Below are 22,234 nucleotides of genomic sequence, written 5' to 3'. Positions count from 1 at the left end.
GTTCCGCCGGGCGATGCCTGGCATGACAGGAATACAGGCGTGGAACGGTCAGCGAGCGGTTGGATCAATGGCTTCATCGGTGTGGTGATCTTCGCCGGCTCGTTGCCGGCCACCCGCCTGGCGGTGCTTGAACTGGACGCCGGGTTCGTCACCGCCGCACGCGCCACCATCGCCGCAGTGCTTGGCCTTGGCCTGTTGCTGCTGTTGCGCCAGCCCTGGCCGCGGCGCAGTGACCTGCCGGGGCTGGTGGTGGTCAGCCTCGGCGTGGTGGTCGGTTTCCCGCTGCTGACCGCGCTGGCGCTGCGTCATGCGTCATCGGCGCACACCATCGTGTTCGTCGGCCTGCTGCCACTGAGTACCGCACTGTTCGGGGTGCTGCGCGGCGGCGAGCGGCCGCGCCCCGCCTTCTGGTTGTTCTCGCTGCTGGGCAGCGCCTGCGTGGTCGGCTACGCGATGCGCAATGGCATCGAGGCCTCGCTGCAGGCCGACCTGCTGATGCTGGCCGCGATCCTTGCCTGCGGGCTCGGCTATGCCGAAGGCGGCCGGCTGGCCCGCCATCTCGGCGGCTGGCAGGTGATCAGCTGGGCGCTGCTGCTGGCGTTGCCGGTGATGCTGCCACTGAGCGTGGTGATGCGCCCGGCCTCGTTCGCCGCGGTGGGCGCGCCTGCGTGGTGGGCACTGGGCTACGTGGCGGTGTTCAGCATGCTGGTCGGCTTCCTGTTCTGGTACCGCGGGCTGGCGCAGGGTGGAATCGCCGCGGTCGGCCAGCTGCAGCTGCTGCAGCCATTCTTCGGCCTGGCGTTGGCGGCGCTGTTGCTGCACGAATCGGTCAGCGCCGGCATGGTGCTGGTAACGCTGGGCGCGGTGGTCTGCGTGGCCGGCGCGCGCCGCTTCAGCCGCTAGAAAAAGGGGACGGAGGGGATTAAGTCGCTATTGCCCCTGGTGTGCCGGAAGCGACTTAATCCCCTCCGTCCCCTTTTCTGGCGATAGCGCGGGCATATCGTGGCGTGTGGTCAACGGTATTGGCCGGTGCCCCCGCCCGTGGTTGAAGCTGTGCGGATGCAACCTGTTTCGCGAATTTCCTTTGAAGGCCAAGTGGGGCTGGTGACCGGTGCCGCCGGTGGACTGGGCCTGGCCTACAGTCGCCTGCTGGCCGAGCGTGGTACGCACGTGGTGATGCACGACGTCGGTGCCGGCACCAATGGTCGTGGCACCGATCCGCTGCGCATCCAGCACAGTGCCGACGCGTTGCGGGCGCGTGGGCTATCGGTGCAGGCCGTCAGTGATCCCATCGATCATCGTGCCGGTTGCCACGCGCTGGTGCAGGATCTGCTGCAGCAGCATGGCCACATCGACTTCCTGATCCACAACGCTGGCTGGGTGGAGTACCAGGCGTTGGAAGCCATCGAAGACGATGCGATGGAGCGGATACTGTGCCTGGCCGCGAAGACGCCCCTGTGGTTGGCACAGGCAATGTGGCCGGCAATGCGCGCGGCGGGTGGTGGCCGCATCGTCATTACCACCTCCGATCGCGCGCTGTATCCGCAGTACGCACAGCGCGGCCTTTCCGCCTATGCGATGGGCAAGCTGGCCGCGCTCGGCCTGGTCAATGTGCTGGCACTGGAAGGTGCCGGGCACGGCATCGTGGTCAATGCGGTTTCGCCGGTGGCCAAGACGCGGATGTGGGGCATCGACGGCGAGCCGGACGAGCTGCATCCGGAGGCAGTCGCGCACGGCGTGGCCTTTCTGGCATCGACGCGCTGCCAGGACGGCGGGTGGGTACTGCGTGCAAGCAATGGCCAGTTCCATGCATTGCGCCTGCAGGAAGCGGAACACGTTGCATATCCGCGCGATCTGCGCGCGGTCAGCGCCGACAGCATCGAGTCGGTGGCCCTGCAGTGGCCGGCCATCGCCCGCGCCAGTGTGGACGTGCGCAGCTGAGGGCGTACCCTAGCCGGGTTCCCACCGCCTGCATTGAGATGATCGACCTGCGCCTGCTTCGCCAGTTCGTGGCCGTGGCCGAAGAACTGCACTTCCACCGCGCGGCCGCCCGCCTGCACATGTCGCAGCCGCCGCTGACGGCGGCGATACGACGGCTGGAAGACGAGCTCGGAAGTGAACTGATCGTGCGCGGCAACCGTACCCTGGGCCTGACCGTGGCCGGACAGACCTTGCTGGTGGAAGCGCGCGTGACGCTGCAGCAGGCCGAACAGGCGCTGCAGCGCACCCGTGAAGCCGCTGCCGGGCAGAGCGGCAGCCTGCAGGTGGGCTATGTCGGCAGCGCCCTGTACGGTCGGCTTCCCGGTTTGATCCGCCGCTTCCGCCAGCAGTATCCGCAGGTGCGCCTGCATCTGCAGGAGGCGACCTCACGCCAGCAGCAGCTGTGGCTGAGAGAGCAGCGCATCGACGTGGGGGTGTTGATTCCACCGATTCCTGCCGCCGAACTACAGTTGCACGACTTCGACCACGACCATCTGGCGATTGCGCTGCCGCGTGCGCATGCATTGGCCGCATTGCCCGAAGTGAGCGTGGCGATGCTGGCCGATGAACCCTTCGTGTCGTGGCCGGCGGGTGAGGGCATCGGCTTCCACGCACAGGTGCTGGGCCTGTGCACCGCGGCGGGATTCACTCCACGCGTGGTTCAGGAGGCGCAGGGCATGCATGCAGTGCTGTCGCTGGTGGCGGTGGATGCGGGCGTGGCAATCGTACCGGCCAGCATGGCCAGCTTCCGTCCGCAGGAGATCGTCTACCGGACGGTGGCCGGCGACGCAGCGCGCTTCGCCCTGCAGCTATGCGTGCGCCCTGAGCAACCTTCACCGGTGCTGTGCAATTTCCTGGACGCCGCGAACGCGAGCTGATTCTGCCGGCCGCTTAGGCGTGTTCGCCCTGGAACAGATGCGCCACGGCGTAGTCGATGAATACCCGCAGGCGCGCGCTGGGGTGGCGTCCACCCGGCCATAGCAGCGAGAACTGCCCCTGGTGCGTGGGCAGCGTAGGCAGCACCTGTTGCAGGCGGCCATCGTCCAGCGCGTCAGCGGCAAGGAAGTCAGGCATCCAGGCCAGGCCCATGCAACCAATCGCAGCGGCCAGCACGGCTTCCATGTTGTTGCAGGTCATCGCCGTCGGCAGGCCCGCTCCGGCATCGCCTTCGACGCCCGGCAGCTGCCACGGATGCAGCTTTCCGGTGGTCGGGTAACGGAAGCGCAGCGCGGCATGCATGCGCAGCTCGCTCACATCACCGGGCGTGCCGTGCGCGTGCAGATAGCCGGGGGCCGCACAGAGGATGAAACGAAACCCGCCCAGCCGCCGCGCGGTCAGGCTGGAATCGGCCAGCGCACCGCTGCGTATCACTGCGTCGAGGCCTTCGCTGACCACATCGACGATGCGGTCATTGAAATCCAGTTCCAGCTGCACCTGCGGATAGCGCTGCTGGAAACCGGGCAGCACCGGCAGCAGGAAGCGATAGCCGATGGTCGGCAGCCCGATGCGCAGCAGCCCACTGGGCGCGTGCTGTCGCTGCGCCAGGTCCGCCTGTGCTTCGGAAAGCTCGTCCAGGGCACGCCGGCAGCGTTGCAGGAGCAGATCGCCCTCATCGGTGAGGTGTACGCGGCGGGTGGTGCGATGGAACAGGCGCGTGCCCAGGTCCTGCTCGAGGCGGGCGATGCGCTTGCCCACCGCCGACGCGGACAGGCCGAGGACGCGGGCGGCACCGACGATGCTGCCCGCCTCCGCAGTGCGGACGAAGGCGAGCAGGGCAGAGATGGAATCCATGCCGGCATGATTGCGGAACATCAGGCCGCAATCAACGTCCATCGAGCCAGTTTCTCATCAATAACGGCCTGTCCATCATCAATACCCCTGATGGATGGAGGCCCGCATGGCCCCGGTTTCGATGCTCCTCTTGCCTGTCCGTGCGCAGCAGCGCTGGACGCTGCTTGCCGTCTGCCTGGCCGCGCTGGCGTTGCCGTTGTCCTTCTCGGCCGGCGCGGTCGCGGTGCCGGTGCTGGCCCGTTCCGCGGCGGCGTCACCCACTGCGCTGGCCTGGGTGACCAATGCGTTCATGCTCACCTTCGGCAGCCTGTTGCTCGCCGGCGGCGGCCTGGCCGACCGCTTTGGCCGGCGGCGGCTGTTCCTGCTGGGTACGGCAGGCTTCAGCGCCGCCACCGCCGTCGTCTGCCTGGCACCCACGCTGTTGTGGCTGGACCTGGCGCGCGGGCTGCAGGGCGTTGCCGCTGCAGCAGCGCTGGCGTCCGGCACCGCCGCATTGGCGCAGGCCTGGCAGGGACCGGCGCGCGCCCGCGTCTTTGCCCTGCTGGGCACGACATTCGGTGCAGGGTTGGCACTGGGGCCGCTGCTTGCCGGCCTTCTGCTGCAGGCACTGGGGTGGCGCAGCGTGTTCGCGGCGGGTGGCGTGCTGGCGTTGGCGGCCTTCGTGCTGGGCGCGCGCGTGTTGCCTGAAAGCCACGGCGAGCGCGGACACCTGGACCTCGGCGGCATGCTCGGCTTCAGCCTGATGCTGGCGGCGCTGACCCTGGCCCTGCTGTGGCTGGGCGAATTCGGGCTGCATGCCCTGCGCGTGCACTTGGCGCTGCTGGCGACGCTGCTGTTGGGCGGGGTGTTCGTCTGCATCGAACGGGTGCATCGCTCACCGCTGCTGGACCTCTCACTGTTCTCGCAGCCGGCGTTCCTCGGTGTCCAGCTGCTGCCGGTGGCCACCTGCTTCGGCTACGTGGTGCTGCTGGTGGTACTGCCGCTGCAGTTGTTGGGCGTGCATGGGCAAAGCGCGGCCGCGGTCGGATTGCAGATGCTGGCCCTGTCCGCACCGATGCTGGTACTGCCGATGCTGGCCGCGCGCTGGGCCGAGCGCATCGGAAGTGCGCGGTTGTGCACGCTCGGCTTGCTGGTCTGTGCCACCGGCCTGTACCTGCTGTCGCGCCACGCGTCGCACCCGTCGCCCTCGCAATGGGTGCCGTTGCTGATGCTGATCGGTGCCGGAACCGCGTTGCCGTGGGGCCTGATGGATGGGCTGTCGGTCAGCGTGGTGCCGGTGCAGCGTGCAGGGATGGCTGCCGGCATCTTCGGAACCGTGCGGGTGGCCGGCGAAGGCATTGCGTTGGCCGCAGTGACCGCCTTGCTCGCGCTGCTGATCGGCCAGCGGCTGCAGGGCGCGTCACCCGCGTCGCTGGCCAGGGCCGGGGCCTATCTGGCCACCGGTGCGCATGCACAGGCGCAGGCGCTGCTTCCGGCGATGCGCGGCGCACACCTGCAGCAGGCCAGTGCCGAAGCGCTGGCGATACTGCTGAGGGTGCTGGCGCTGCTGACCGCCGCCTGTGCCGTGCTGCTGCACTTACTGCTGCGGCGGCCAGCGGTGGCCGTGATCAGAACCGATAGCTGATGGTGCCGGTGACCACCCGCGGGTAGCCGGCGAAGCAGTCACCGAAGGTGCGGCACGGTGCGTAGTAGCGCTTGTCGGTGAGATTGGTGATGTTCAACGCCATCGTCCAGTCGGTCACCTGCACTTCCACCAGGGCATCGGCCAGCGTGTAGCTGGGAGTGATGATGCGCCCGCCATTGCCCAGCGACACGGTGTTGCCGACATGGCGCACGCCCAGGCCCAGGCGCAGGCGTGCGCCGTCGTCCAGCGGGAAGCCCTTCGAGACCCAGGCCGAGGCCAGGTCCTGCGGGGTGTCGTTGAGGCGTTGGCCCACTTCCAATGCGAAGTTGCTGCGGCTGACTTCGGCCTCGTTGCGCGCAACGGCGGCGGTGATCGTCAGCTCGTTGGCGAACTGGAACTGGCCCTCCAGCTCCACACCCTTGGAGCGGATCTGCCCGGTCTGCACCACGTTCAGCACGTTGTCCGGGTCGTTGGTCTGCCGGTTGGTTTCGGTGATGCGGTACGCGGCCATCGTCAGCAGCAGGTTGCGCGCGGGTTGCCACTTGATGCCGGCCTCGGTCTGGCGGCCGCGCATCGGCTTGAAGGCCTGGCCGAACAGGTCCTGGCCGGCGACCGGCAGGAACGATTCGCTGTAGCTCAGGTAGGGCGACAGTCCTGCGCCCAGTTCGCCGATCAGGCCGGCGCGATAGGTGGTGGCGTTGTCGGTCTGGCTGGGCTGGCCGTCGGTCTTCGAGCGTGCATGGTCGCGTCGTGCGCCCAGCACCAGTGAAACGCGGTCGGCCCAGCGGATCTGATCCTGCAGGTAGAGGCCGAGCTGGGTGGAGGTCTGGTCCGGCTGGCGCTCCCAGCCACGCACCGTCGGTGCCACTGATACCGGGGCGTAGATGTCGATCGGCGTGCCGGTCGCATCCAGGCGCTGCAGCTGCTCCCGGTACTGGCTGTAGTCGGCGCCGGCCAGCAGCAGGTGCTGGAAGGCACCCGTGGCGAAGTCGAACTGCAGGGCGTTGTCGGCACTGAAGATCTGCACGTCGGGGCGGGTGCCGTAGGCGGTGCGGTTGACCACGCGACGTTCGGCATCAATGAAGGGATCGGCCGGGTTGCTGTAGCTGTCCACGTACATCTGCTGCAGCGTCGTTTTGCCATCGATGTAGCGCATGGCCGAGCGCAGGCTGAGCACGTCGTTGAAGCGGTGGTCGAACAGCGCGGTGAGGCTGTAGACACGCGAGTCGATGCGGTCGAAGTCAGGGTCACCGATGAACGTGGAGGGATCGAGGCGGCGTCCGGGGGGCGCCAGCAGCGTCGCCGCCAGCGGCAGGAACTGCTGGCTGGAGCCGGTCCTGTCGTGCTGGTAGCTGGCCAGCAGGCTGAAGGTGCTGCGTTCGCCGCGCCAGCTGATCGAAGGCGCAAGGTAGACACGGTCGTCCTTGAGCGTATCGGTCTGCATGTTTGACTCACGCAGCAGGCCGACGAAGCGCCCGGCCACCGTGCCGGCCTCGTTCAACGCACCGCCGATGTCGCCCTGAAGCTGCCTGCGGTCGAAGCTGCCAAGCTGCACGCCTACCTCGCCCGCCACGTTGCCGAACGTCGGGCGCTTGCTCATCGCATTGATGATGCCGCCGGTGGCGCCTGCGCCGTACAGCACCGACGAAGGACCGCGCAGCACTTCCACACGCTCCAGGCCATAGATTTCCGGCCGCGCCAACGGACTGAACCCGTAACTGCGGCGGAGGCCATCCTGGTACTGCACCGGATCCAGCCCGCGTACCGAGGTGGCATCGTTGCGGGTGTCCAGGCCCCACGCGTCGGCGGTGACGCCGGCGCTGTAGCGCAGCACTTCCTGCAGGTTGTGCGCGCCGCGATCGGTGAACAGCTGCTGGGTGACCACGCTGATCGCCTGTGGCGTCTGGGTCAGGGCGGTGTCGGTCTTGGTCGCGGTGCTGGCACGCTCGGCCACCACGCTGACGCGGTCCAGGGTGCGGGGAGTCGGCGCGTCGTCGGCCAGTGCGGCGTGTGCGACGAGGCTGCCGGGCAGGGCGAGGGCAAGCGAGAGCAGGGTGCGGCGGGCGGGCATGGCGGTCGGTCCACGGAAGATCGCCGCGGATTATCGGGATTGCATCCTGTTGTTGCAAATGATTCTCAATGGCTTGTCATCATCGAGACTTCGCCGCCTCACGCCCCCTATGCCGGCCAGCGCCTAGTCTCGGTTGTCCCCGTCCCCCGCGGAGACCCGCCATGTGGCTGCTCGACCATCTCTGGCCTGGCCGCAGGCCCCTTCCTCCCCCGGTCGCTGCCGAGCCGCAGGCAGCGCCCCGCCGCCCTTGGCTGAAACGCCCCGCACGCGCCGGTCGCAGTGGCATGGCGCCTTGGCAGAAAGTGGCGGCACCACTGCGACGCACGCGGCACTAGGCGCTGCGGTCGGCCGGGTGGTTGACGCCATCGTTGACCGGGATCACGCCCAGCGCGAACGGGTCGATGCCCTCCAGGCAGGCCACGTTGTAGCCGTACTGCTCGGGATTGGAACGACGTCGGTGGTGGGTGTAGATGCCGCACACACCGCAGAAGTAATGCTCGGCCACATGGGTGTTGAACTGGTACAGCCGCAGGTGGTTCTGCCCGCGCACCACCTGCAGTCCCGCACGGGTCACGCTGGCGGCGATGGCGCCACGGCGCCGGCACATCGAGCAGTCGCAGCGGCGTGGGTCGACGATGCCGTCCGGCAGATCCAGCAGCAGTTCGACCGTGCCGCAGTGGCAGGTTGCGCGGTGCCGGGGTTGGACCGGAACGCCGGCCACGGATGTAATGCCCATTGATGCTCCTGTGTGGTGAACCTGGCTTCGGGCGCCGCCGCCGACGGTGCGCCGGCCTGCCTGAACGGGCCGTAGATGCCACGCTGATGCGGCTTGTGGCTAACTATGCGGCTTGAATACCGCCACAGGATGCCAGTGAACACCGCAGGACGTTGGATGACAGGAAGTGCCATGGCGCTGGCGGCGCTGTGGGTGACCGGGCTGTTGGCCTACCAGCTGCCGGGGCCGGGTGCGCTGGCCACGACGGTGGCCGTGCTGTGGCTGCTGGTCGCGTTGTGGGCATCGTGGAAGGTCGCACGCGGCCGAGGCAACCGCCGGCTGGGCCTGGGGTTCGGCGCAGCACTGGCGCTGGCCGCGCTGTGGTGGCTGCTGCTGGCGCCGCGCCAGGACCGCGTGTGGGCCGATGACGTGGCCCAGCGCCTGCACGTGGTGTCGTTCGATGGGCGTCATGTGGTGCTGGACAACGTCCGTGATTTCACCTGGCGCAGCGAAACCGACTATGACGCGCGCTGGGTGCGCCGCGAGTACGACCTGGACCAGCTGCGCTCGGCCGATCTGGTGCTGTCGTACTGGATGGGCCCGGCAATCGCCCACACGCTGATCTCGTTCGGCTTCGACGATGGCCGCCACGTGGTGTTCTCGCTGGAGATCCGCAAGGAACGGGGTGAATCGTTCTCGGCGCTGGGCGGCTTCTTCCGCAAGTTCGAGATGACCCTGGTGGCCTCCGAGGAGACCGACATCATCCGCACCCGCACCAATGCGCGGGGCGAGGATGTCTACCTGTACCGCCTGCACGGCATGGACCGCACGCAGCTGAAGGAACTGTTCGCCGCCTACATCGAGCAGGCGCGCGAACTGGATGCGAAGCCGGGCTTCTACAACACGCTGACCAGCAACTGCACCACCATCGTCTTCGACCTGGCCCGCCACATCGCACCGCGGCTGCCGCTGGACTATCGCCTGCTGCTGTCGGGCTACCTGGCCGAGTACGCGCAGGAGGTCGGCGCGCTCACCCCGGGTGTGCCGTACGCCGAGCTGCATGACAAGGGCCGCATCACCCAGCGCGCGCTGGACCTGGGTGACGGGGTGCATTTCTCCACCGTAATCCGCCAGGGCGTGCCCGGCACCGAGCAGGACCCGCAGTAATGACCCAACGTCCCCTGGCCCGCTGGCAGCGCCTGCTGCCGGTGTTGTTCGCCGCCTTCCTGCTGCTGGGCAGCAGCGGCTGCGCGATGGTTACCGTCAAGCAGGTCACGTCCAGTGATTCGCTGGTCAACAAGCGCGCCGACGTGCTCAACACCGGCAAGCTCAGCCCGGCCGCGCGCGAGACGCTCAGTGCGGCAGGCCTGGACGAATCGCAGTGCGAAAAGGACTTCCTGGTCTGCCGCAGCACGCTGCTGATGACCGATGACCTCAACGTCGAACAGCGGCTGTCGGCGCTGTCCGAACTGTGGGTGAAGGCCGCACTGGCGTTGACGCCGAAGAAGACCGCCGCCGGCGATCCGCCGATGAGCGATGCCGCGCTGGATGCCTGGCTGGAAGCGGCCCGTTACGCCTATGCCTACCTGTTCTACAGCGGCCGTTCGCCGTCTGACCGCGCCTTCGAGGACCGGCAGACGCAGGTGCGCGACTACTACAACTACGCCGCCGAGAAGGCGGCGGTGGTGCTGTTCGTGCGCGCGCGTGCGTCTGCGCTGGCGGGTGAGGACTATACGAAGCCGATCTCGGTCGGCAGCTGGTCGCTGGCCTCCAACTACCAGCAGCTGGGCCTGAAGAGCATTCCCGCGCAGCTGGTGCCGGCCGGCACGGTCAGCTTCGTCGGCCTGCGCAGCACCTATCGCCGCGATGGCTTCGGTGCCGAACTGGTGATGGTGATGGACCCGCCGAAGCTGGTCGCGCCGGTGATCGCGCCGGACGGCCCGAAGGCTGAAACCGCTGCGGATGATGAGGATGACGCGCGCCGTGGCCGCCGCCATCGACATGACGATTCGGTGCCCGAGTTCAGCGAGATGTCCTCGATCAACGTCACCGCGCTGCTGCGCTTCGAGGGCAGCAGCCTGGACGACGTGATGCGCACGCGCCGGGTCGAGCTGGATGCCTACTCGCCGGAAGCCACCGAGCGCATCACCCTGCACGGCGAGCAGGTGCCGTTGGCCGGCAATTTCACCGCAGCGTACGGCCTGTGGCTGGCGCAGAGCGGTTTTGCCCGGCAGTCGCTGCGCACCCTGTTCGGCATGAGCGAGGGCATCGGTGAGCCGCACATCTACCTGATGCAGCCGTGGGACCCGAACCGTCGCATCATCTTCATGCTGCACGGCCTGGCCAGCAGCCCGGAGGCCTGGGTGAACCTGGCCAACGAGATCATGGGCGACCCCGAGCTGCGCCAGCAGTTCCAGGTGTGGCAGGTCTACTACCCGACCAATGCGCCGATCGCGCTGAACCGCTATGAGATCGCCAATGCGTTCAATGACACGCTGAAGCACTTCGACCCCGATGGCAGCACGCGGGCATCGAAGGACATGGTCTACATCGGGCACAGCATGGGCGGCGTGCTGGCCCGCCTGCTGGTCAGTGATTCCGGCGATGTGCTGTGGAATGACCTGCTGGCCAACTACGACCTGAAGGGCGAGCGCCTGAAGCGCGTGCAGGCCAAGCTGGGGCCGCTGCTGCACTTCAAGGCGCAGCCGAACGTGGAGCGCGCGATTTTCATCGCCGCGCCGCACCAGGGCACCGATATCGCCGGCAACAAGGTCGGGCGCCTGATCGGCCGGCTGGTGCGCCTGCCGCTGACCATTCTCGGCAAGTTCGAGGATGTGTTCATGGCACTGGCACAGGCCGAGCAGCAGGTCGACGGCACCGCCAAGCCGAAGATTCCCAACAGCATCGACAACCTCAAGGCCAGCGACCCATTCGTGAAGGCGGCCGCGCAGCTGCCGATCGAGGCCGGCCTGAAATACCACTCGATCATCGCCCAGCGCAAACCGGAGCTTCCGGTGGAGAAGTCAGATGACGGGCTGGTGCCGTACTGGAGCGCACACCTGCCGGGCGCGCTGTCGGAGAAGGTGATCATCTCCGGCCACAGCGTGCAGGAGACCCCGCAGGCGGTGCTGGAAGTGCGGCGCATCCTGCACCGGGATATCGATGACGTAGGCACCGGTAGCAGGTAGTGCCGGCCGCTGGCCGGCATCATCACGGCATTCCTGCGTGCGTGGAGGTTGCCGGCCAGCGGCCGGCACTAGCGGAATCCCGGTGGCCTACACCCGCCGTGCGATCACCGTCGCCAGCACCGCCAAGCCGCAGGTGATCGCCAGGCACAGGACATAACCGGTGTGCGGCGCGGTTTCCACGAACAGCGCGAACAGCGCACCGGACACCGCCAGCGCGGTGGTCACCGACAACGCCTCGCTCAGTTGCAGGGCCGAGGTGTTGGCGCCCTGCTCATGCGGCGCCGACAGCGAAAGCGTCAGCACCGACAGGCTGGCGTAGATCATGCCCATCCCGAAGCCGGTCAGGGCCCAGCCGACCAGCGCCACCGGCAGTGGCACGGGGTTGAACAGCACTGCCAGGGTGGCGACGATGCCGACCGTCATCATCGCCGTACCCACGCGCAGCAGCTGCTGGCGCGACCAGCCGCGCTGCTGGTGGCCCTGCAGCCATGAGCCGGCGAACCAGCCCAGCGCGCCGAGGCTGAGCACCGCGCCGGCCCAGCTGGGCGAGAGCCCGCGCTCGCGTTGCAGCAGCAGCGGCAGATAGGCCTCGCAGGCGAAGAAGGCCGCAGCGGCGATGCCACGCAGCGCGATCACACTGGGCAGGCCACGGCGCAGCACCAGCGTTCCGGTCGGAAGCAGGCGGTGCACGCAGAGCAGCAGCGCCAGCATCGCCGCGCCGATGCAGAGCAGCGCCGGCAGGCCCTGCTGCTGGCCGCCGAAATACAACAGCAGCGCAGCCAGCGAGGCCCCGCTGGCCCAACGCACCACGTTGCCACGTCCATCGTCGCGGTCGCCGACTGCGGTGGACTGCATGCGCGCCAGTGCCGGGCGCAGCAGCAGGGCGGCAGGAACCGCCAGCAGCGGCACCGCCAGGAACACCCAGCGCCAGCCCAGATGCTGCACGATCAGGCCGCTCAACGCCGGGCCGATCATCGACGGCACCACCCAGCCTGCGGAGAAGGCCGCAAACACCTTCGGCCGCAGGTGCTCGGGGTAGCTGCGGCCGACCATCACATACAGCGAAACCGAGATCGCGCCTGCACCCAGCCCCTGCAGCAGGCGCCCGGCAACCAGCATGCCCATGCGCATCGCGAAACCGGCCAGCAGCAGGCCCAGTACGAAGCAGGCCAGGCCGTACCACAGCGGTCGCGCCGGTCCGTGGCGATCGGCCCAGCGCCCGGCCAGGGTCATGCCGATCACACTGGTGGCCAGGGTGCCGCCGAACGCCAGCGCATACAGGCGCAGGCCATCGAGCGCTTCGGCCACGGTGGGCATCGCGGCAGCCACGGCCAGCGCCTCGAAGGCGTGCAGCGCGACCAGCGCGACCATGCCGATGGTGGTGGCGCGGTAGCGGGCGGACAGGATCGAAGTATCGGCCGGCACAGGGGTATCGGCAGGGGAGAGCATGGTAGTCATACAGATGGGCTGCGGGCCGCGCTTGTCAACCGGCGGCGAAGATAGCAGCATGACACCTCAACCGTAGTTGAGGTCAAGTGATGGCGTCCCAGGAACTGAGCGTTGGTGAAGTCTCCCAGCGCAGTGGCGTAGCGGTATCCGCGCTGCACTTCTACGAGCGCAAGGGGCTGATCAGCAGCCTGCGCACCTCGGGCAACCAGCGCCGCTACAGCCGGGATGTGCTGCGCCGGCTGGCGGTGATCCGCGTGGCACAACGCGTGGGCATGCCACTGGAAGCGGTGGGCCGTGCCTTCGAGAGCCTGCCCGAGGGGCGTGCGCCGACCAAGGCCGACTGGGCCAAGCTGTCGGCGCGCTGGCGCACCGAGCTGGAAGCGCGCATCCACATGCTGCAGCTGCTGCGCGACGAACTGACCGGCTGCATCGGCTGCGGCTGCCTGTCGCTGAAGCGCTGCCGCCTGGCCAACCCGGAAGACATCCTCGGCGAACGCGGCGACGGCCCGATGCGCTGGGAATGAAAAACGGAACGGAGTAGGTGCCGACCTTGGTCGGCACGCGTGTTACCAGACGGTGATCGTTTCGCCACTCTGGATGCCTTCCACCGCGCGCTGGAAGGCCAGCGCCGCGCGCTGTGCGCTCACCGCTTCGAAGCCGGGGAAGTAGGGGCCATAGGCCGCCATCGATTCGATCAGTACGTTCGGGCTGACCACGTTGATGCGCAGGCCGCGCGGCAGCAGCTCCAGCGCGGCCGCGCGCACGAAACCTTCCAGCGCGGCGTTCACCGAAGTGGCGTTGGCACCGTCGCGGATCGGCTGTGCGCTGACGATGCCACTGGTCAGGGTGATCGAACCACCGGCGTTCAGGTGGTGCTGCGCGGCCAGGGCGAGCCGCACCTGGCCCAGCAGCTTGTCCTGCAGGCCGATGTTGAACTGCTCGGGTGTCATCTCCTGCAGCGGGCCGAAGTACAGCTTGCCGGCGGTGGAGATCACCGCATCGACCGGGCCGGTGCGGGCGAACAGTTCGGCGACGCTGGCGTCGTCGGTCAGGTCGACCCGCAGTTCGCCGCTGTGGCGGCCGGCGGCGAGGATCTGGTGCTGCTGGCCGAGCTGGCGGGCGACCGCCTGGCCGAGGGTGCCGCTGGCACCGACGAGGAGGATCTTCATGGCCGTTCCTTGCGAGAGGGGGAATGAGTGAAGTCTGCGCGCTCATGGCATGGTTAGGTAAGTGGCGTATGCTTCGCAGATTCCTAACCTGGGGTTGGTAATGGATACGCTTCGCTGCATGCAGGCCTTCGTCGCCGTGGCCGAGCGCGGCAGCTTTGCCGGCGCCGCTGAACAATTGCAGGTGTCGGCGGTGATGGTCGGCAAGTACATCCAGCAGCTGGAGGCGCACCTGGGCACTGCGCTGCTGCAACGGAACACCCGCCGCCAGCGCCTGACCGAAGCCGGCAGCGCCTACCTGGCCGGGTGCCGGCAGGTGCTGGAACAGGTGCAGCAGGCCGAAGCCGATGTGGCGGGCCTGCAGGTGCAGCCGCGTGGCCTGCTGCGGGTCAGCGCGCCGAGCACCTGGGGCAGCTGCGTGCTGGCGCCACGGCTGGCTGCCCTGCTGCGTGCGCAGCCACAGTTGAACATCGAGCTGGACCTGAGCAACCGCCGCGTGGACCTGATCGAGGATGGATTCGATGTGGCGATCCGGGTCGGGCCGCTACCGTCGCAGGAGGTGGTGGCACGGCCGTTGCCGCCGTATGCAATGAGCCTGTGCGCCGCGCCGTCGTACCTGCGCCGGCGTGGCACGCCACGCACGCCGGCGGATCTGCAAGGGCATGACTGCCTGAGCCACCTGGCCTGGCGTGGCGGCCATGGCTGGCAGCTGGCCAACGGCGAACAGGTGGACTGGGAAGCGCGGTTGACCTGCAACGATGGCGTTGCGCTGCGCGAAGCCGCCGTGGCCGGTGCGGGGCTGGTGCTGCAGCCGACGGCACTGCTGGCGGGTGAAATCGCGGCCGGGCGATTGAAGCCGCTGCTGCGCGACTACCTGCCCGAACCGCGGCCGATGCACCTGATCTACCTGCCTGACCGCAGGCCGCGCCCACGGTTGCAGTGTTTCGTCGATTTCGTCATGGCCACAATGGGGCAATGATGACGGTGGGTGCCGACCGTTGGTCGGCACACATCGAGATCAATCATTCGCCGCAGACAATTCCTGCCCGCGCACCTGCGCGGCGCGCAGCGCCTTGTCCACCAGCGCCTCGAACCCCCCAGCCTGGAAGCTCTCGATCGCCGCCTGGGTGGTGCCGTTCGGCGAAGTCACGCGGCGGCGCAGTTCGGCCGGGCTTTCGCCGGCTTCATCCAGCATGCGCGATGCCCCCAGCAGGGTCTGTACCACCAGCGCACGCGCGGCATCGGCCGGCAGGCCCTGCGCGATGCCGGCCGCTTCCATCGCTTCGGCCAGCAGGAACACATAGGCAGGCCCGCTGCCTGAAACGGCGGTGACCGAATCCATCAGCGTTTCGCTGTCGATCCACACCGTGCGCCCGGCACTGGCCAGCACCTGTTCGGCACGCGCGTGCTGCTGCGCATCCACTGACGGCGTCGCATACAGGCCGGTCACGCCGGCACCGAGCAGGGCCGGGGTGTTGGGCATTGCACGCACCACCGGCAGATGGCCACCCAGCCAGCGCTCCAGCTGCGCGCTGGTAATGCCTGCGGCGATCGACACCACCAGCGGGCGGTGTGCCTGTGCCAGTGCCTGCAGCGACTGGCACACATCGCGCAGCACCTGCGGCTTCACCGCCAGCAGCCAGGTGCGGCCCTGCGCGGCGGCATCGGCGGCGTTGTCATGCACCTGCACGCCGAAGTCGGCGGCCAGCGCCTGGCGCAGTGCGGCCACCGGTTCGGCCACGTGGATGTGCGCGGCGGGCACGCCCCGGCGGATCAGGCCGGCAATCAGGCTGCGGGCCATGTTGCCGCCGCCGATGAAGGTGATGGAATCAGCTGCCATGGAAGTCTCCTTGGAAAGTCAGGCCGGGCGCGGACGCGCGCCGAACAGGGCGGTGCCGATGCGCACCAGGGTGGCGCCCTCGGCGATGGCGTCGGCGTAGTCGCCGCTCATGCCCATCGACAGGGTGTCGACCTGCGCGTGCTGGGCCGCCAGCGACTGGAAAAGTGTGCGCATGCGCACGAATGCATCCCGACGGCGCGCCGCTTCGGGCCACGGTGCGGGAATCGCCATCAGGCCGCGCAGGCGCAGGCCGGGTTCGGCGGCAATCGCCGCAGCCAGTGCATCGACCTCTTCCGGCGCGCAGCCGTGCTTGCTGGATTCATCGTCGATGTTGACCTGGATCAGCACGTTCAGCGGCCCTCGCGCTGCAGGGCGATGGCGGGCCAGCGCGGTCACCAGCTTGCGCCGGTCCACGCTCTGCACCCAGTCGAAATGGCTGGCCACGGCATCGGCCTTGTTCGACTGCAGGTGGCCGATCAGGTGCCATTCCAGTGCCAGGTGCTGCAGCGCCTGCATCTTGGCCAGCGCTTCCTGCACGTAGTTCTCGCCGAAGGCATGCTGGCCCTGCGCGGCCAGCGCAGCCACGGCCTCGGCCGGCTGGGTCTTGGACACCGCCAGCAGGCGTGGGTCGGGCCTGCCAGCGGCCTCGGCGGCCGCATGCAGGTTGCTCAGGATCTGGGGCAGGGGAGTGGCCACGTAACGCGTTCCGTTGAATCAGGAGGCTATACTGCCGCCCGGGGAAAGATCCTTCCAGTCGAAGCCGTTATTGGGGAGTAGCCGCTCATGGATATCGCCGAGCTGTTGGCGTTTTCCGTAAAGAACAAAGCGTCCGACCTGCACCTGTCCGCAGGCCTGCCGCCGATGATCCGCGTGGACGGCGACGTGCGCCGGATCAACATCCCAGCGCTGGACCACAAGCAGGTCCACGCGCTGGTGTACGACATCATGTCCGACAAGCAGCGCCGCGATTACGAGGAATTCCTCGAAGTGGACTTCTCCTTCGAGATTCCGTCGCTGGCGCGCTTCCGTGTGAATGCGTTCAACCAGAACCGCGGCGCCGGTGCGGTGTTCCGTACCATTCCGTCCGAAGTGCTGACCCTGGAAGACCTGGCCTGCCCGCCGCTGTTCCGCGAGGTGATCCAGCAGCCGCAGGGCCTGATCCTGGTGACCGGCCCGACCGGCTCGGGCAAGTCGACCACGCTGGCGGCGATGATCGACTACATCAACAAGAACGAATACGGCCACATCCTCACCGTCGAGGACCCGATCGAATTCGTGCACACCTCGCAGAAGTGCCTGATCAACCAGCGCGAAGTGCACCGCGACACGCATGGCTTCAACGAAGCGCTGCGCTCGGCGCTGCGTGAGGATCCGGACATCATCCTGGTCGGCGAACTGCGCGACCTGGAAACCATCCGCCTGGCGCTGACCGCGGCGGAAACCGGCCACCTGGTGTTCGGCACCCTGCATACCAGTTCGGCGGCCAAGACCATCGACCGCATCATCGACGTGTTCCCGGCCGGCGAAAAGCCGATGGTGCGCTCGATGCTGTCCGAGTCGCTGCGTGCGGTGATCTCGCAGGCACTGCTGAAGAAGGTGGGCGGCGGTCGCACCGCAGCCTGGGAAATCATGGTCGGCACCCCGGCCATCCGCAACCTGATCCGCGAGGACAAGGTCGCGCAGATGTACTCGGCCATCCAGACCGGCCAGCAGTACGGCATGATGACCCTGGACCAGCACCTGCAGGACCTGGTCAAGCGCAGCCTGATCACCCGCAACCAGGCCCGCGACTACGCCAAGGACAAGCGCCTGTTCGAGTAAGGCGAGGCAGCAACGGCGCGGCGTGCGCCACTGCGCCGCCGTTCCGTGCCGTTTCCTCCATCGACCGTTTCCTGGTACATGCCCCATTGGGAGCCCGCCGTGAACACCACCGCGACCACCATCGATTTCACTTCGTTCCTCAAGCTGATGGCGCACCAGCGCGCCTCGGACCTGTTCATCACCGCCGGCATGCCGCCGGCGATGAAGGTCAACGGCAAGATCTCGCCGATCACCCAGACCCCGCTCACGCCGCAGCAGAGCCGCGACCTGGTGCTCAACGTGATGACGCCGGCACAGCGCGAGGAATTCGAGAAGACCCACGAATGCAACTTCGCCATCGGCCTGTCCGGTGTCGGCCGCTTCCGCGTCAGCTGCTTCTACCAGCGCAACCAGGTCGGCATGGTGCTGCGCCGCATCGAGACGCGCATTCCGACCGTGGAAGAGCTGAGCCTGCCGCCGATCATCAAGACGCTGGCGATGACCAAGCGCGGCATCATCCTGTTCGTCGGCGCTACCGGTACCGGTAAATCGACCTCGCTGGCAGCGATGATCGGTTACCGCAACCAGAACTCGACCGGCCACATCATCACCATCGAAGACCCGATCGAGTTCGTGCACAAGCACGAGGGCTGCATCATCACCCAGCGCGAGGTCGGCATCGATACCGACAGCTGGGAAGCGGCGCTGAAGAACACCCTGCGCCAGGCGCCGGACGTGATCATGATCGGCGAGGTGCGTACCCGCGAAGGCATGGACCACGCCATCGCGTTTGCCGAAACCGGCCACCTGGTGCTGTGCACCCTGCATGCCAACAACGCCAACCAGGCGATGGACCGCATCGTCAACTTCTTCCCGGAAGACCGCCGCAACCAGTTGCTGATGGACCTGTCGCTGAACCTCAAGGGCGTGGTCGCGCAGCAGCTGATTCCTTCGCCCGATGGCCGCTCACGCAAGGTGGCGATGGAGATCCTGCTGGGCACGCCGCTGGTGCAGGACTACATCCGCGACGGCGAGATCCACAAGCTGAAGGAAGTGATGAAGGATTCGGTCCAGCTGGGCATGAAGACCTTCGACCAGAGCCTGTTCGAGCTGTACCAGGCCGGCGAGATCAGCTACGAGGACGCACTGCGCTACGCCGATTCGCAGAACGAAGTGCGCCTGCGCATCAAGCTCAGCCAGGGCGGCGACGCGCGCACCCTGTCGCAGGGGCTGGATGGCGTGGAGATCTCCGAGATCCGGTGACCCAACGATCTGTAGAGTCGAGCTTGCTCGACTACAGGAACAGTCGAGCAAGCTCGACTCTACGAGCGCAGTCGAGCAAGCTCGACTCTACCGGGCGCGCTGGCGATTGATGAATTCCAGTCATGACCGACTGCCATCCCGTCGGTTCAATCCTGCGCCCGTGCAGGCGTATCGTCAGCGCTCCCCCTCTGGAGCACGACGATGCAGACACGTGAACTCGGCCGCAGCGGCCTGAAGGTTACCGCCCTGGGCCTGGGCTGCATGGGCCTGAGCCATGGCTATGGCCAGCCGGTCGAGCGCAGCCAGGGCATCGCCCTGCTGCACGCCGCCGTTGAACGTGGCGTGACCTTCTTCGACACCGCCGAGGTGTACGGCCCGTACACCAATGAAGATCTGCTCGGCGAGGCGTTGTCGCCGTACCGCGACAGGCTGGTGATCGCCACCAAGTTCGGCTTCAAGGATGCGCGTGTCGATACCGGCCTGGACAGCCGCCCGGAGAACATCCGTGCGGTGGCCGAGGCCAGCCTCAAGCGCCTGCGCACCGACCATATCGATCTGTTCTACCAGCACCGCGTCGATCCGAACGTGCCGATCGAGGATGTGGCGGGCACCGTGCGTGACCTGATCGCCGAAGGCAAGGTCGGCCACTTCGGCCTGTCCGAGGCCAGTGCCGCGACCGTGCGCCGCGCGCATGCGGTGCAGCCCGTCACTGCCGTGCAGAGCGAGTACTCGCTGTGGTGGCGCGAACCGGAACGCGAACTGCTGCCGACCCTGCAGGAACTGGGCATTGGCTTCGTGCCGTTCAGCCCGTTGGGCCGCGGCTTCCTGACCGGCGCGATCAGCGCCGAGACCACCTTCGACGCCAACGACTTCCGCAACACCGTGCCGCGTTTCGAGGTGGAAGCACGCCAGGCCAACCAGGCGCTGGTCGATCGCATCAGCACGATTGCCGCGGCACGGGGCGCCACACCGGCGCAGGTGGCGCTGGCCTGGCTGCTGGCGCAGGCGCCGTGGATCGTGCCGATTCCGGGCACCACCAAGGTCCACCGCCTGGACGAGAACCTGGGGGCGGCCGCACTGCAGCTGGCGCCGGAGGAGCTGCAGCGCATCGCACAGGCGCTGGACGAAGTGTCGATCGTCGGCGAGCGCTACAACGCGCAGCGCGCCGCCCAGGCCAAGGGCTGATCACCCGGTGGGTGCGGGCCGTTGGTGGTGGGTACGGACGGTTGGTGGTGGGTGCGGACCGTTGGTCCGCACTCCTCAACTCCCCATCGGCCCGCGCAATGCATCAAGCACCGTGCGCATCGCCACGGTGACGTGGCGGCGCGACGGGTAATACGCGTAGTAGCCATCGAAATGCGGGCACCAGTCGTCCAGCACGGATTGCAGGCGACCATCGTCCAGCATCGGCTGCACCTGGTCTTCCGGCAGCCAGGCCAGGCCGCTGCCGGCCAGCGCGGCGGCGCGGGTCATGCCCATGGTGTTGAAGGTCCATTGCCCGCCAACGCGCACGCTCAGCTCGGTGCCGTCCTGGCCGAAGTCCCACGGCATCAGCCCGCCATGCGTGGGCAGGCGCAGGGTGATGCAGTTGTGCCCGGCCAGGTCGTGCGGATGCCGTGGTACCACGTGCTGGCGGAAGTAGGCGGGCGCACCGACCACGCGCATGCGCAGTGGCGGGCTGATCGGCACCGCGACCATGTCGCGGGCCAGGCGCTCACCCAGGCGGATGCCGATGTCGTAGCGCTCGGCAACGATGTCGGCCAGCCCGTAGTCGGCGGCCAGTTCCACCTTCAGCTCCGGATACTGCTGCAGCAACGGTGCCAGCCGCGGCCAGGCGATGTACTCGGCGGCATGGCCGGTGGCATTGATGCGGATGGTGCCGGCCGGGCGTTCGCGGTACTCGGCCAGTGCGGCCAGCCCGTCCTCGATCTCGGCCAGGCGCGGGGCGAGCGTTTCCAGCAGGCGGGCGCCGGCCTCGGTGGTGGACACGCTGCGGGTGGTGCGGGTCAGCAGGCGCACACCCAGGCGCTGTTCCAGGCCGCGCATGGCATGACTGAGCGCGGACTGGGAGACGCCGAGCTGGGCGGCGGCCTTGGTGAAGCTGCCCGCGCGGGCGACGTGGACGAAGGCCTGCAGGTCGTTGAGGTTTTCACGGGGCATGACAGGATGATAAGGCCCACGGATTGAACGGGGCTGTCGATTTCCGGCGCCCCGGTTCGTCGTACCGGTACATCCAACGCAAGGAGCTTTCGCATGAGCACTGAAAAGCCCAAGGGCCCGGCCTCGTATTTCCCCTCCATCGAGAAGACCTACGGCCAGCCGGTAGCACACTGGTTCGGGTTGCTGGCGGGCAAGAAGGGCCTGAAGCACATGGAACTGGTCAGCTTCCTGAAGAGCGAGCACGGGCTGGGCCATGGCCATGCCAACGCGCTGGTGGCGCACCATCTGGCCGGCAAGGGCTGAGCAGCCATGGGTCGGGGCAGGGCGGAGCGCCTTCAGCTGAACGATTTCATCTGCAACTGTCATGCAGATCGTGTCTAATACCGCTCCCCACCCGTTGTTCCCCCACCCGCATGTCCCTTGAATCCCATGGCCCCGCGCCGTGCGACGACGCTGACGGCCACCTGGTCACCGCCGGTCCGCTGACCCCGCCGCCCGACAGTGCCGGTACCACCGCCGACGAAACTGCACTGAGGCACTCGATCGCCGAGGACGTGCAGGGCATGGTGCTGGCCACGATGGTGGCCTCGCTGGGCCTGGCCATCTTCGCCAAGGGCGGGTTGATGATCGGCGGCATGGCCGGCATGGCGTTCCTGCTGCACTACGCGATGGGCTGGAACTTCGGCCTGGTGTTCGTGCTGGTCAACCTGCCGTTCTACTGGGTGGCGCTGCGCCGCATGGGCTGGGAATTCACCCTGAAGACCTTTGCCGCGGTCACCGCCTGTGGCGTGCTGACCGACCTGCTGCCGCGCTGGATCGACTTCTCGCACATCAACCCGCTGTACTCGGCCATCGTCGGTGGCGCGCTGTCCGGCCTGGGCATCCTGTTCTTCATCCGCCACCGTGCCAGCCTCGGCGGCATCGGCATCCTGGCGGTGTACCTGCAGCGCACCCGCGGCTGGAGCGCGGGCAAGGTGCAGATGTCCTACGACGCCTGCCTGATGGTGGCCGCATTCTTCGTGCTGTCGCCGTCGAAGGTGCTGTATTCGGCCATCGGCGCGGTGGTGCTCAGCCTGGTGCTGATGTTCAACCACCGCCCCGGCCGTTACATGGGCGTGTGACGATTCGACCGTAGTGCCGGCCGCTGGCCGGCAACACCTGTGGCCTCGCGAGGCTGCCGGCCAGCG

General features: G+C 67.8%; 21 protein-coding genes. 13 read left to right on the top strand and 8 right to left on the bottom strand.

Annotated elements, in window-relative coordinates; genetic code table 11:
- Positions 1-39 precede the first annotated feature (39 nt).
- The 3 genes from N5C18_RS20150 (at position 40) to N5C18_RS20140 (ending at position 2,858) form a co-directional block, all read left to right on the top strand.
- Positions 40-903 carry a DMT family transporter gene (locus tag N5C18_RS20150; protein WP_053451252.1) on the top strand — a complete coding sequence of 288 codons (864 nt, stop codon included), beginning with the start codon at positions 40-42 and terminating at the stop codon, positions 901-903.
- A 201-nt stretch (positions 904-1,104) separates the two neighbouring features.
- On the top strand, positions 1,105-1,941 hold the full coding sequence (locus N5C18_RS20145) for an SDR family NAD(P)-dependent oxidoreductase (protein WP_279945492.1): 837 nt from the start codon (positions 1,105-1,107) through the stop codon (positions 1,939-1,941).
- Between the two features lie 38 nt (positions 1,942-1,979).
- On the top strand, positions 1,980-2,858 hold the full coding sequence (locus tag N5C18_RS20140; RefSeq protein WP_279945491.1) for a LysR family transcriptional regulator: 879 nt from the start codon (positions 1,980-1,982) through the stop codon (positions 2,856-2,858).
- A gap of 13 nt (positions 2,859-2,871) precedes the next feature.
- Here N5C18_RS20140 and N5C18_RS20135 read toward each other — a convergent pair whose 3' ends face one another.
- Positions 2,872-3,771: a LysR substrate-binding domain-containing protein gene (locus N5C18_RS20135; RefSeq protein WP_279945490.1), complete on the bottom strand. Its 900-nt coding sequence runs from the start codon at positions 3,769-3,771 to the stop codon at positions 2,872-2,874.
- 106 nt (positions 3,772-3,877) lie between these two features.
- On the opposite strand from N5C18_RS20135, the gene N5C18_RS20130 reads away from it, so the two are divergent.
- Positions 3,878-5,395 carry an MFS transporter gene (locus N5C18_RS20130; protein WP_279945489.1) on the top strand — a complete coding sequence of 506 codons (1,518 nt, stop codon included), beginning with the start codon at positions 3,878-3,880 and terminating at the stop codon, positions 5,393-5,395.
- Here N5C18_RS20130 and N5C18_RS20125 read toward each other — a convergent pair.
- Positions 5,379-7,466 carry a TonB-dependent siderophore receptor gene (locus N5C18_RS20125; RefSeq protein WP_279945488.1) on the bottom strand — a complete coding sequence of 696 codons (2,088 nt, stop codon included), beginning with the start codon at positions 7,464-7,466 and terminating at the stop codon, positions 5,379-5,381. The two genes, N5C18_RS20130 and N5C18_RS20125, sit on opposite strands and share 17 nt — an antisense overlap.
- 331 nt (positions 7,467-7,797) lie before the next feature.
- Positions 7,798-8,202, bottom strand: a complete 405-nt coding sequence (locus N5C18_RS20120; RefSeq protein WP_053448989.1) for a GFA family protein — start codon at positions 8,200-8,202, stop codon at positions 7,798-7,800.
- A gap of 171 nt (positions 8,203-8,373) precedes the next feature.
- On the opposite strand from N5C18_RS20120, the gene N5C18_RS20115 reads away from it, so the two are divergent.
- Together N5C18_RS20115 and N5C18_RS20110 are read left to right on the top strand one after the other, a co-directional pair.
- On the top strand, positions 8,374-9,348 hold the full coding sequence (locus N5C18_RS20115) for a DUF4105 domain-containing protein (RefSeq protein WP_164240592.1): 975 nt from the start codon (positions 8,374-8,376) through the stop codon (positions 9,346-9,348).
- Entirely contained in the window at positions 9,348-11,369 is a 2,022-nt protein-coding gene (locus N5C18_RS20110) for an alpha/beta hydrolase (RefSeq protein ID WP_164240491.1), read from the top strand. Before N5C18_RS20115 ends, N5C18_RS20110 begins: the two co-directional genes overlap by 1 nt.
- Positions 11,370-11,456: 87 nt before the next feature.
- On the opposite strand, the gene N5C18_RS20105 is transcribed toward N5C18_RS20110, so the two are convergent.
- Entirely contained in the window at positions 11,457-12,878 is a 1,422-nt protein-coding gene (locus N5C18_RS20105) for an MFS transporter (RefSeq protein WP_053448992.1), read from the bottom strand.
- A gap of 29 nt (positions 12,879-12,907) precedes the next feature.
- Between N5C18_RS20105 and soxR the strand changes: the two genes are divergently transcribed.
- Positions 12,908-13,342, top strand: coding sequence for a redox-sensitive transcriptional activator SoxR (gene soxR / locus N5C18_RS20100; RefSeq protein ID WP_008267329.1), 435 nt, complete (start codon positions 12,908-12,910; stop codon positions 13,340-13,342).
- A gap of 42 nt (positions 13,343-13,384) precedes the next feature.
- Here the strand turns inward: soxR and N5C18_RS20095 are convergent, their stop codons facing one another.
- Positions 13,385-13,987, bottom strand: coding sequence for a short chain dehydrogenase (locus N5C18_RS20095; RefSeq protein WP_006422483.1), 603 nt, complete (start codon positions 13,985-13,987; stop codon positions 13,385-13,387).
- 100 nt (positions 13,988-14,087) lie between these two features.
- Here N5C18_RS20095 and N5C18_RS20090 point away from each other — a divergent pair, with 100 nt between their 5' ends.
- The gene (locus tag N5C18_RS20090; RefSeq protein WP_053508572.1) at positions 14,088-14,963 is read left to right on the top strand and encodes a LysR family transcriptional regulator; all 876 of its coding nucleotides are present in this window, start codon (positions 14,088-14,090) and stop codon (positions 14,961-14,963) included.
- A 39-nt stretch (positions 14,964-15,002) separates the two neighbouring features.
- On the opposite strand, the gene proC is transcribed toward N5C18_RS20090, so the two are convergent.
- Both proC and N5C18_RS20080 read right to left on the bottom strand, forming a co-directional pair.
- Complete coding sequence (gene proC, locus N5C18_RS20085) at positions 15,003-15,824, bottom strand: pyrroline-5-carboxylate reductase (RefSeq protein WP_053508570.1); 822 nt, start codon at positions 15,822-15,824, stop codon at positions 15,003-15,005.
- An 18-nt stretch (positions 15,825-15,842) separates the two neighbouring features.
- Positions 15,843-16,520 carry a YggS family pyridoxal phosphate-dependent enzyme gene (locus N5C18_RS20080; RefSeq protein ID WP_053508568.1) on the bottom strand — a complete coding sequence of 226 codons (678 nt, stop codon included), beginning with the start codon at positions 16,518-16,520 and terminating at the stop codon, positions 15,843-15,845.
- 87 nt (positions 16,521-16,607) lie between these two features.
- Between N5C18_RS20080 and N5C18_RS20075 the strand changes: the two genes are divergently transcribed.
- From N5C18_RS20075 to N5C18_RS20065, 3 genes are all read left to right on the top strand, one after another.
- On the top strand, positions 16,608-17,645 hold the full coding sequence (locus N5C18_RS20075; protein ID WP_006422551.1) for a type IV pilus twitching motility protein PilT: 1,038 nt from the start codon (positions 16,608-16,610) through the stop codon (positions 17,643-17,645).
- Between the two features lie 99 nt (positions 17,646-17,744).
- A complete protein-coding gene (locus N5C18_RS20070; protein ID WP_006422552.1) occupies positions 17,745-18,887 on the top strand; it encodes a PilT/PilU family type 4a pilus ATPase in 1,143 nt (380 codons plus the stop codon).
- 201 nt (positions 18,888-19,088) lie between these two features.
- Positions 19,089-20,072 (top strand): aldo/keto reductase, encoded by a 984-nt coding sequence (locus N5C18_RS20065; RefSeq protein ID WP_279945487.1) that lies wholly within the window; start codon positions 19,089-19,091, stop codon positions 20,070-20,072.
- A gap of 75 nt (positions 20,073-20,147) precedes the next feature.
- On the opposite strand, the gene N5C18_RS20060 is transcribed toward N5C18_RS20065, so the two are convergent.
- Positions 20,148-21,047: a LysR family transcriptional regulator gene (locus N5C18_RS20060; protein ID WP_279945486.1), complete on the bottom strand. Its 900-nt coding sequence runs from the start codon at positions 21,045-21,047 to the stop codon at positions 20,148-20,150.
- 93 nt (positions 21,048-21,140) lie between these two features.
- Between N5C18_RS20060 and N5C18_RS20055 the strand changes: the two genes are divergently transcribed.
- Together N5C18_RS20055 and N5C18_RS20050 are read left to right on the top strand one after the other, a co-directional pair.
- Positions 21,141-21,350 (top strand): DUF4287 domain-containing protein, encoded by a 210-nt coding sequence (locus tag N5C18_RS20055; protein WP_005412490.1) that lies wholly within the window; start codon positions 21,141-21,143, stop codon positions 21,348-21,350.
- A 110-nt stretch (positions 21,351-21,460) separates the two neighbouring features.
- The gene (locus tag N5C18_RS20050; RefSeq protein WP_164240476.1) at positions 21,461-22,168 is read left to right on the top strand and encodes a YitT family protein; all 708 of its coding nucleotides are present in this window, start codon (positions 21,461-21,463) and stop codon (positions 22,166-22,168) included.
- The last annotated feature ends 66 nt before the right edge of the window (positions 22,169-22,234 follow it).

The organism is Stenotrophomonas sp. GD03930 (assembly GCF_029839665.1).
In the GTDB taxonomy this organism is placed as follows: Bacteria; Pseudomonadota; Gammaproteobacteria; order Xanthomonadales; family Xanthomonadaceae; genus Stenotrophomonas; species Stenotrophomonas forensis.
The sequence above is the reverse complement of the archived record's forward strand: the minus strand, read 5'-3'. Positions and strand labels throughout refer to the sequence as shown.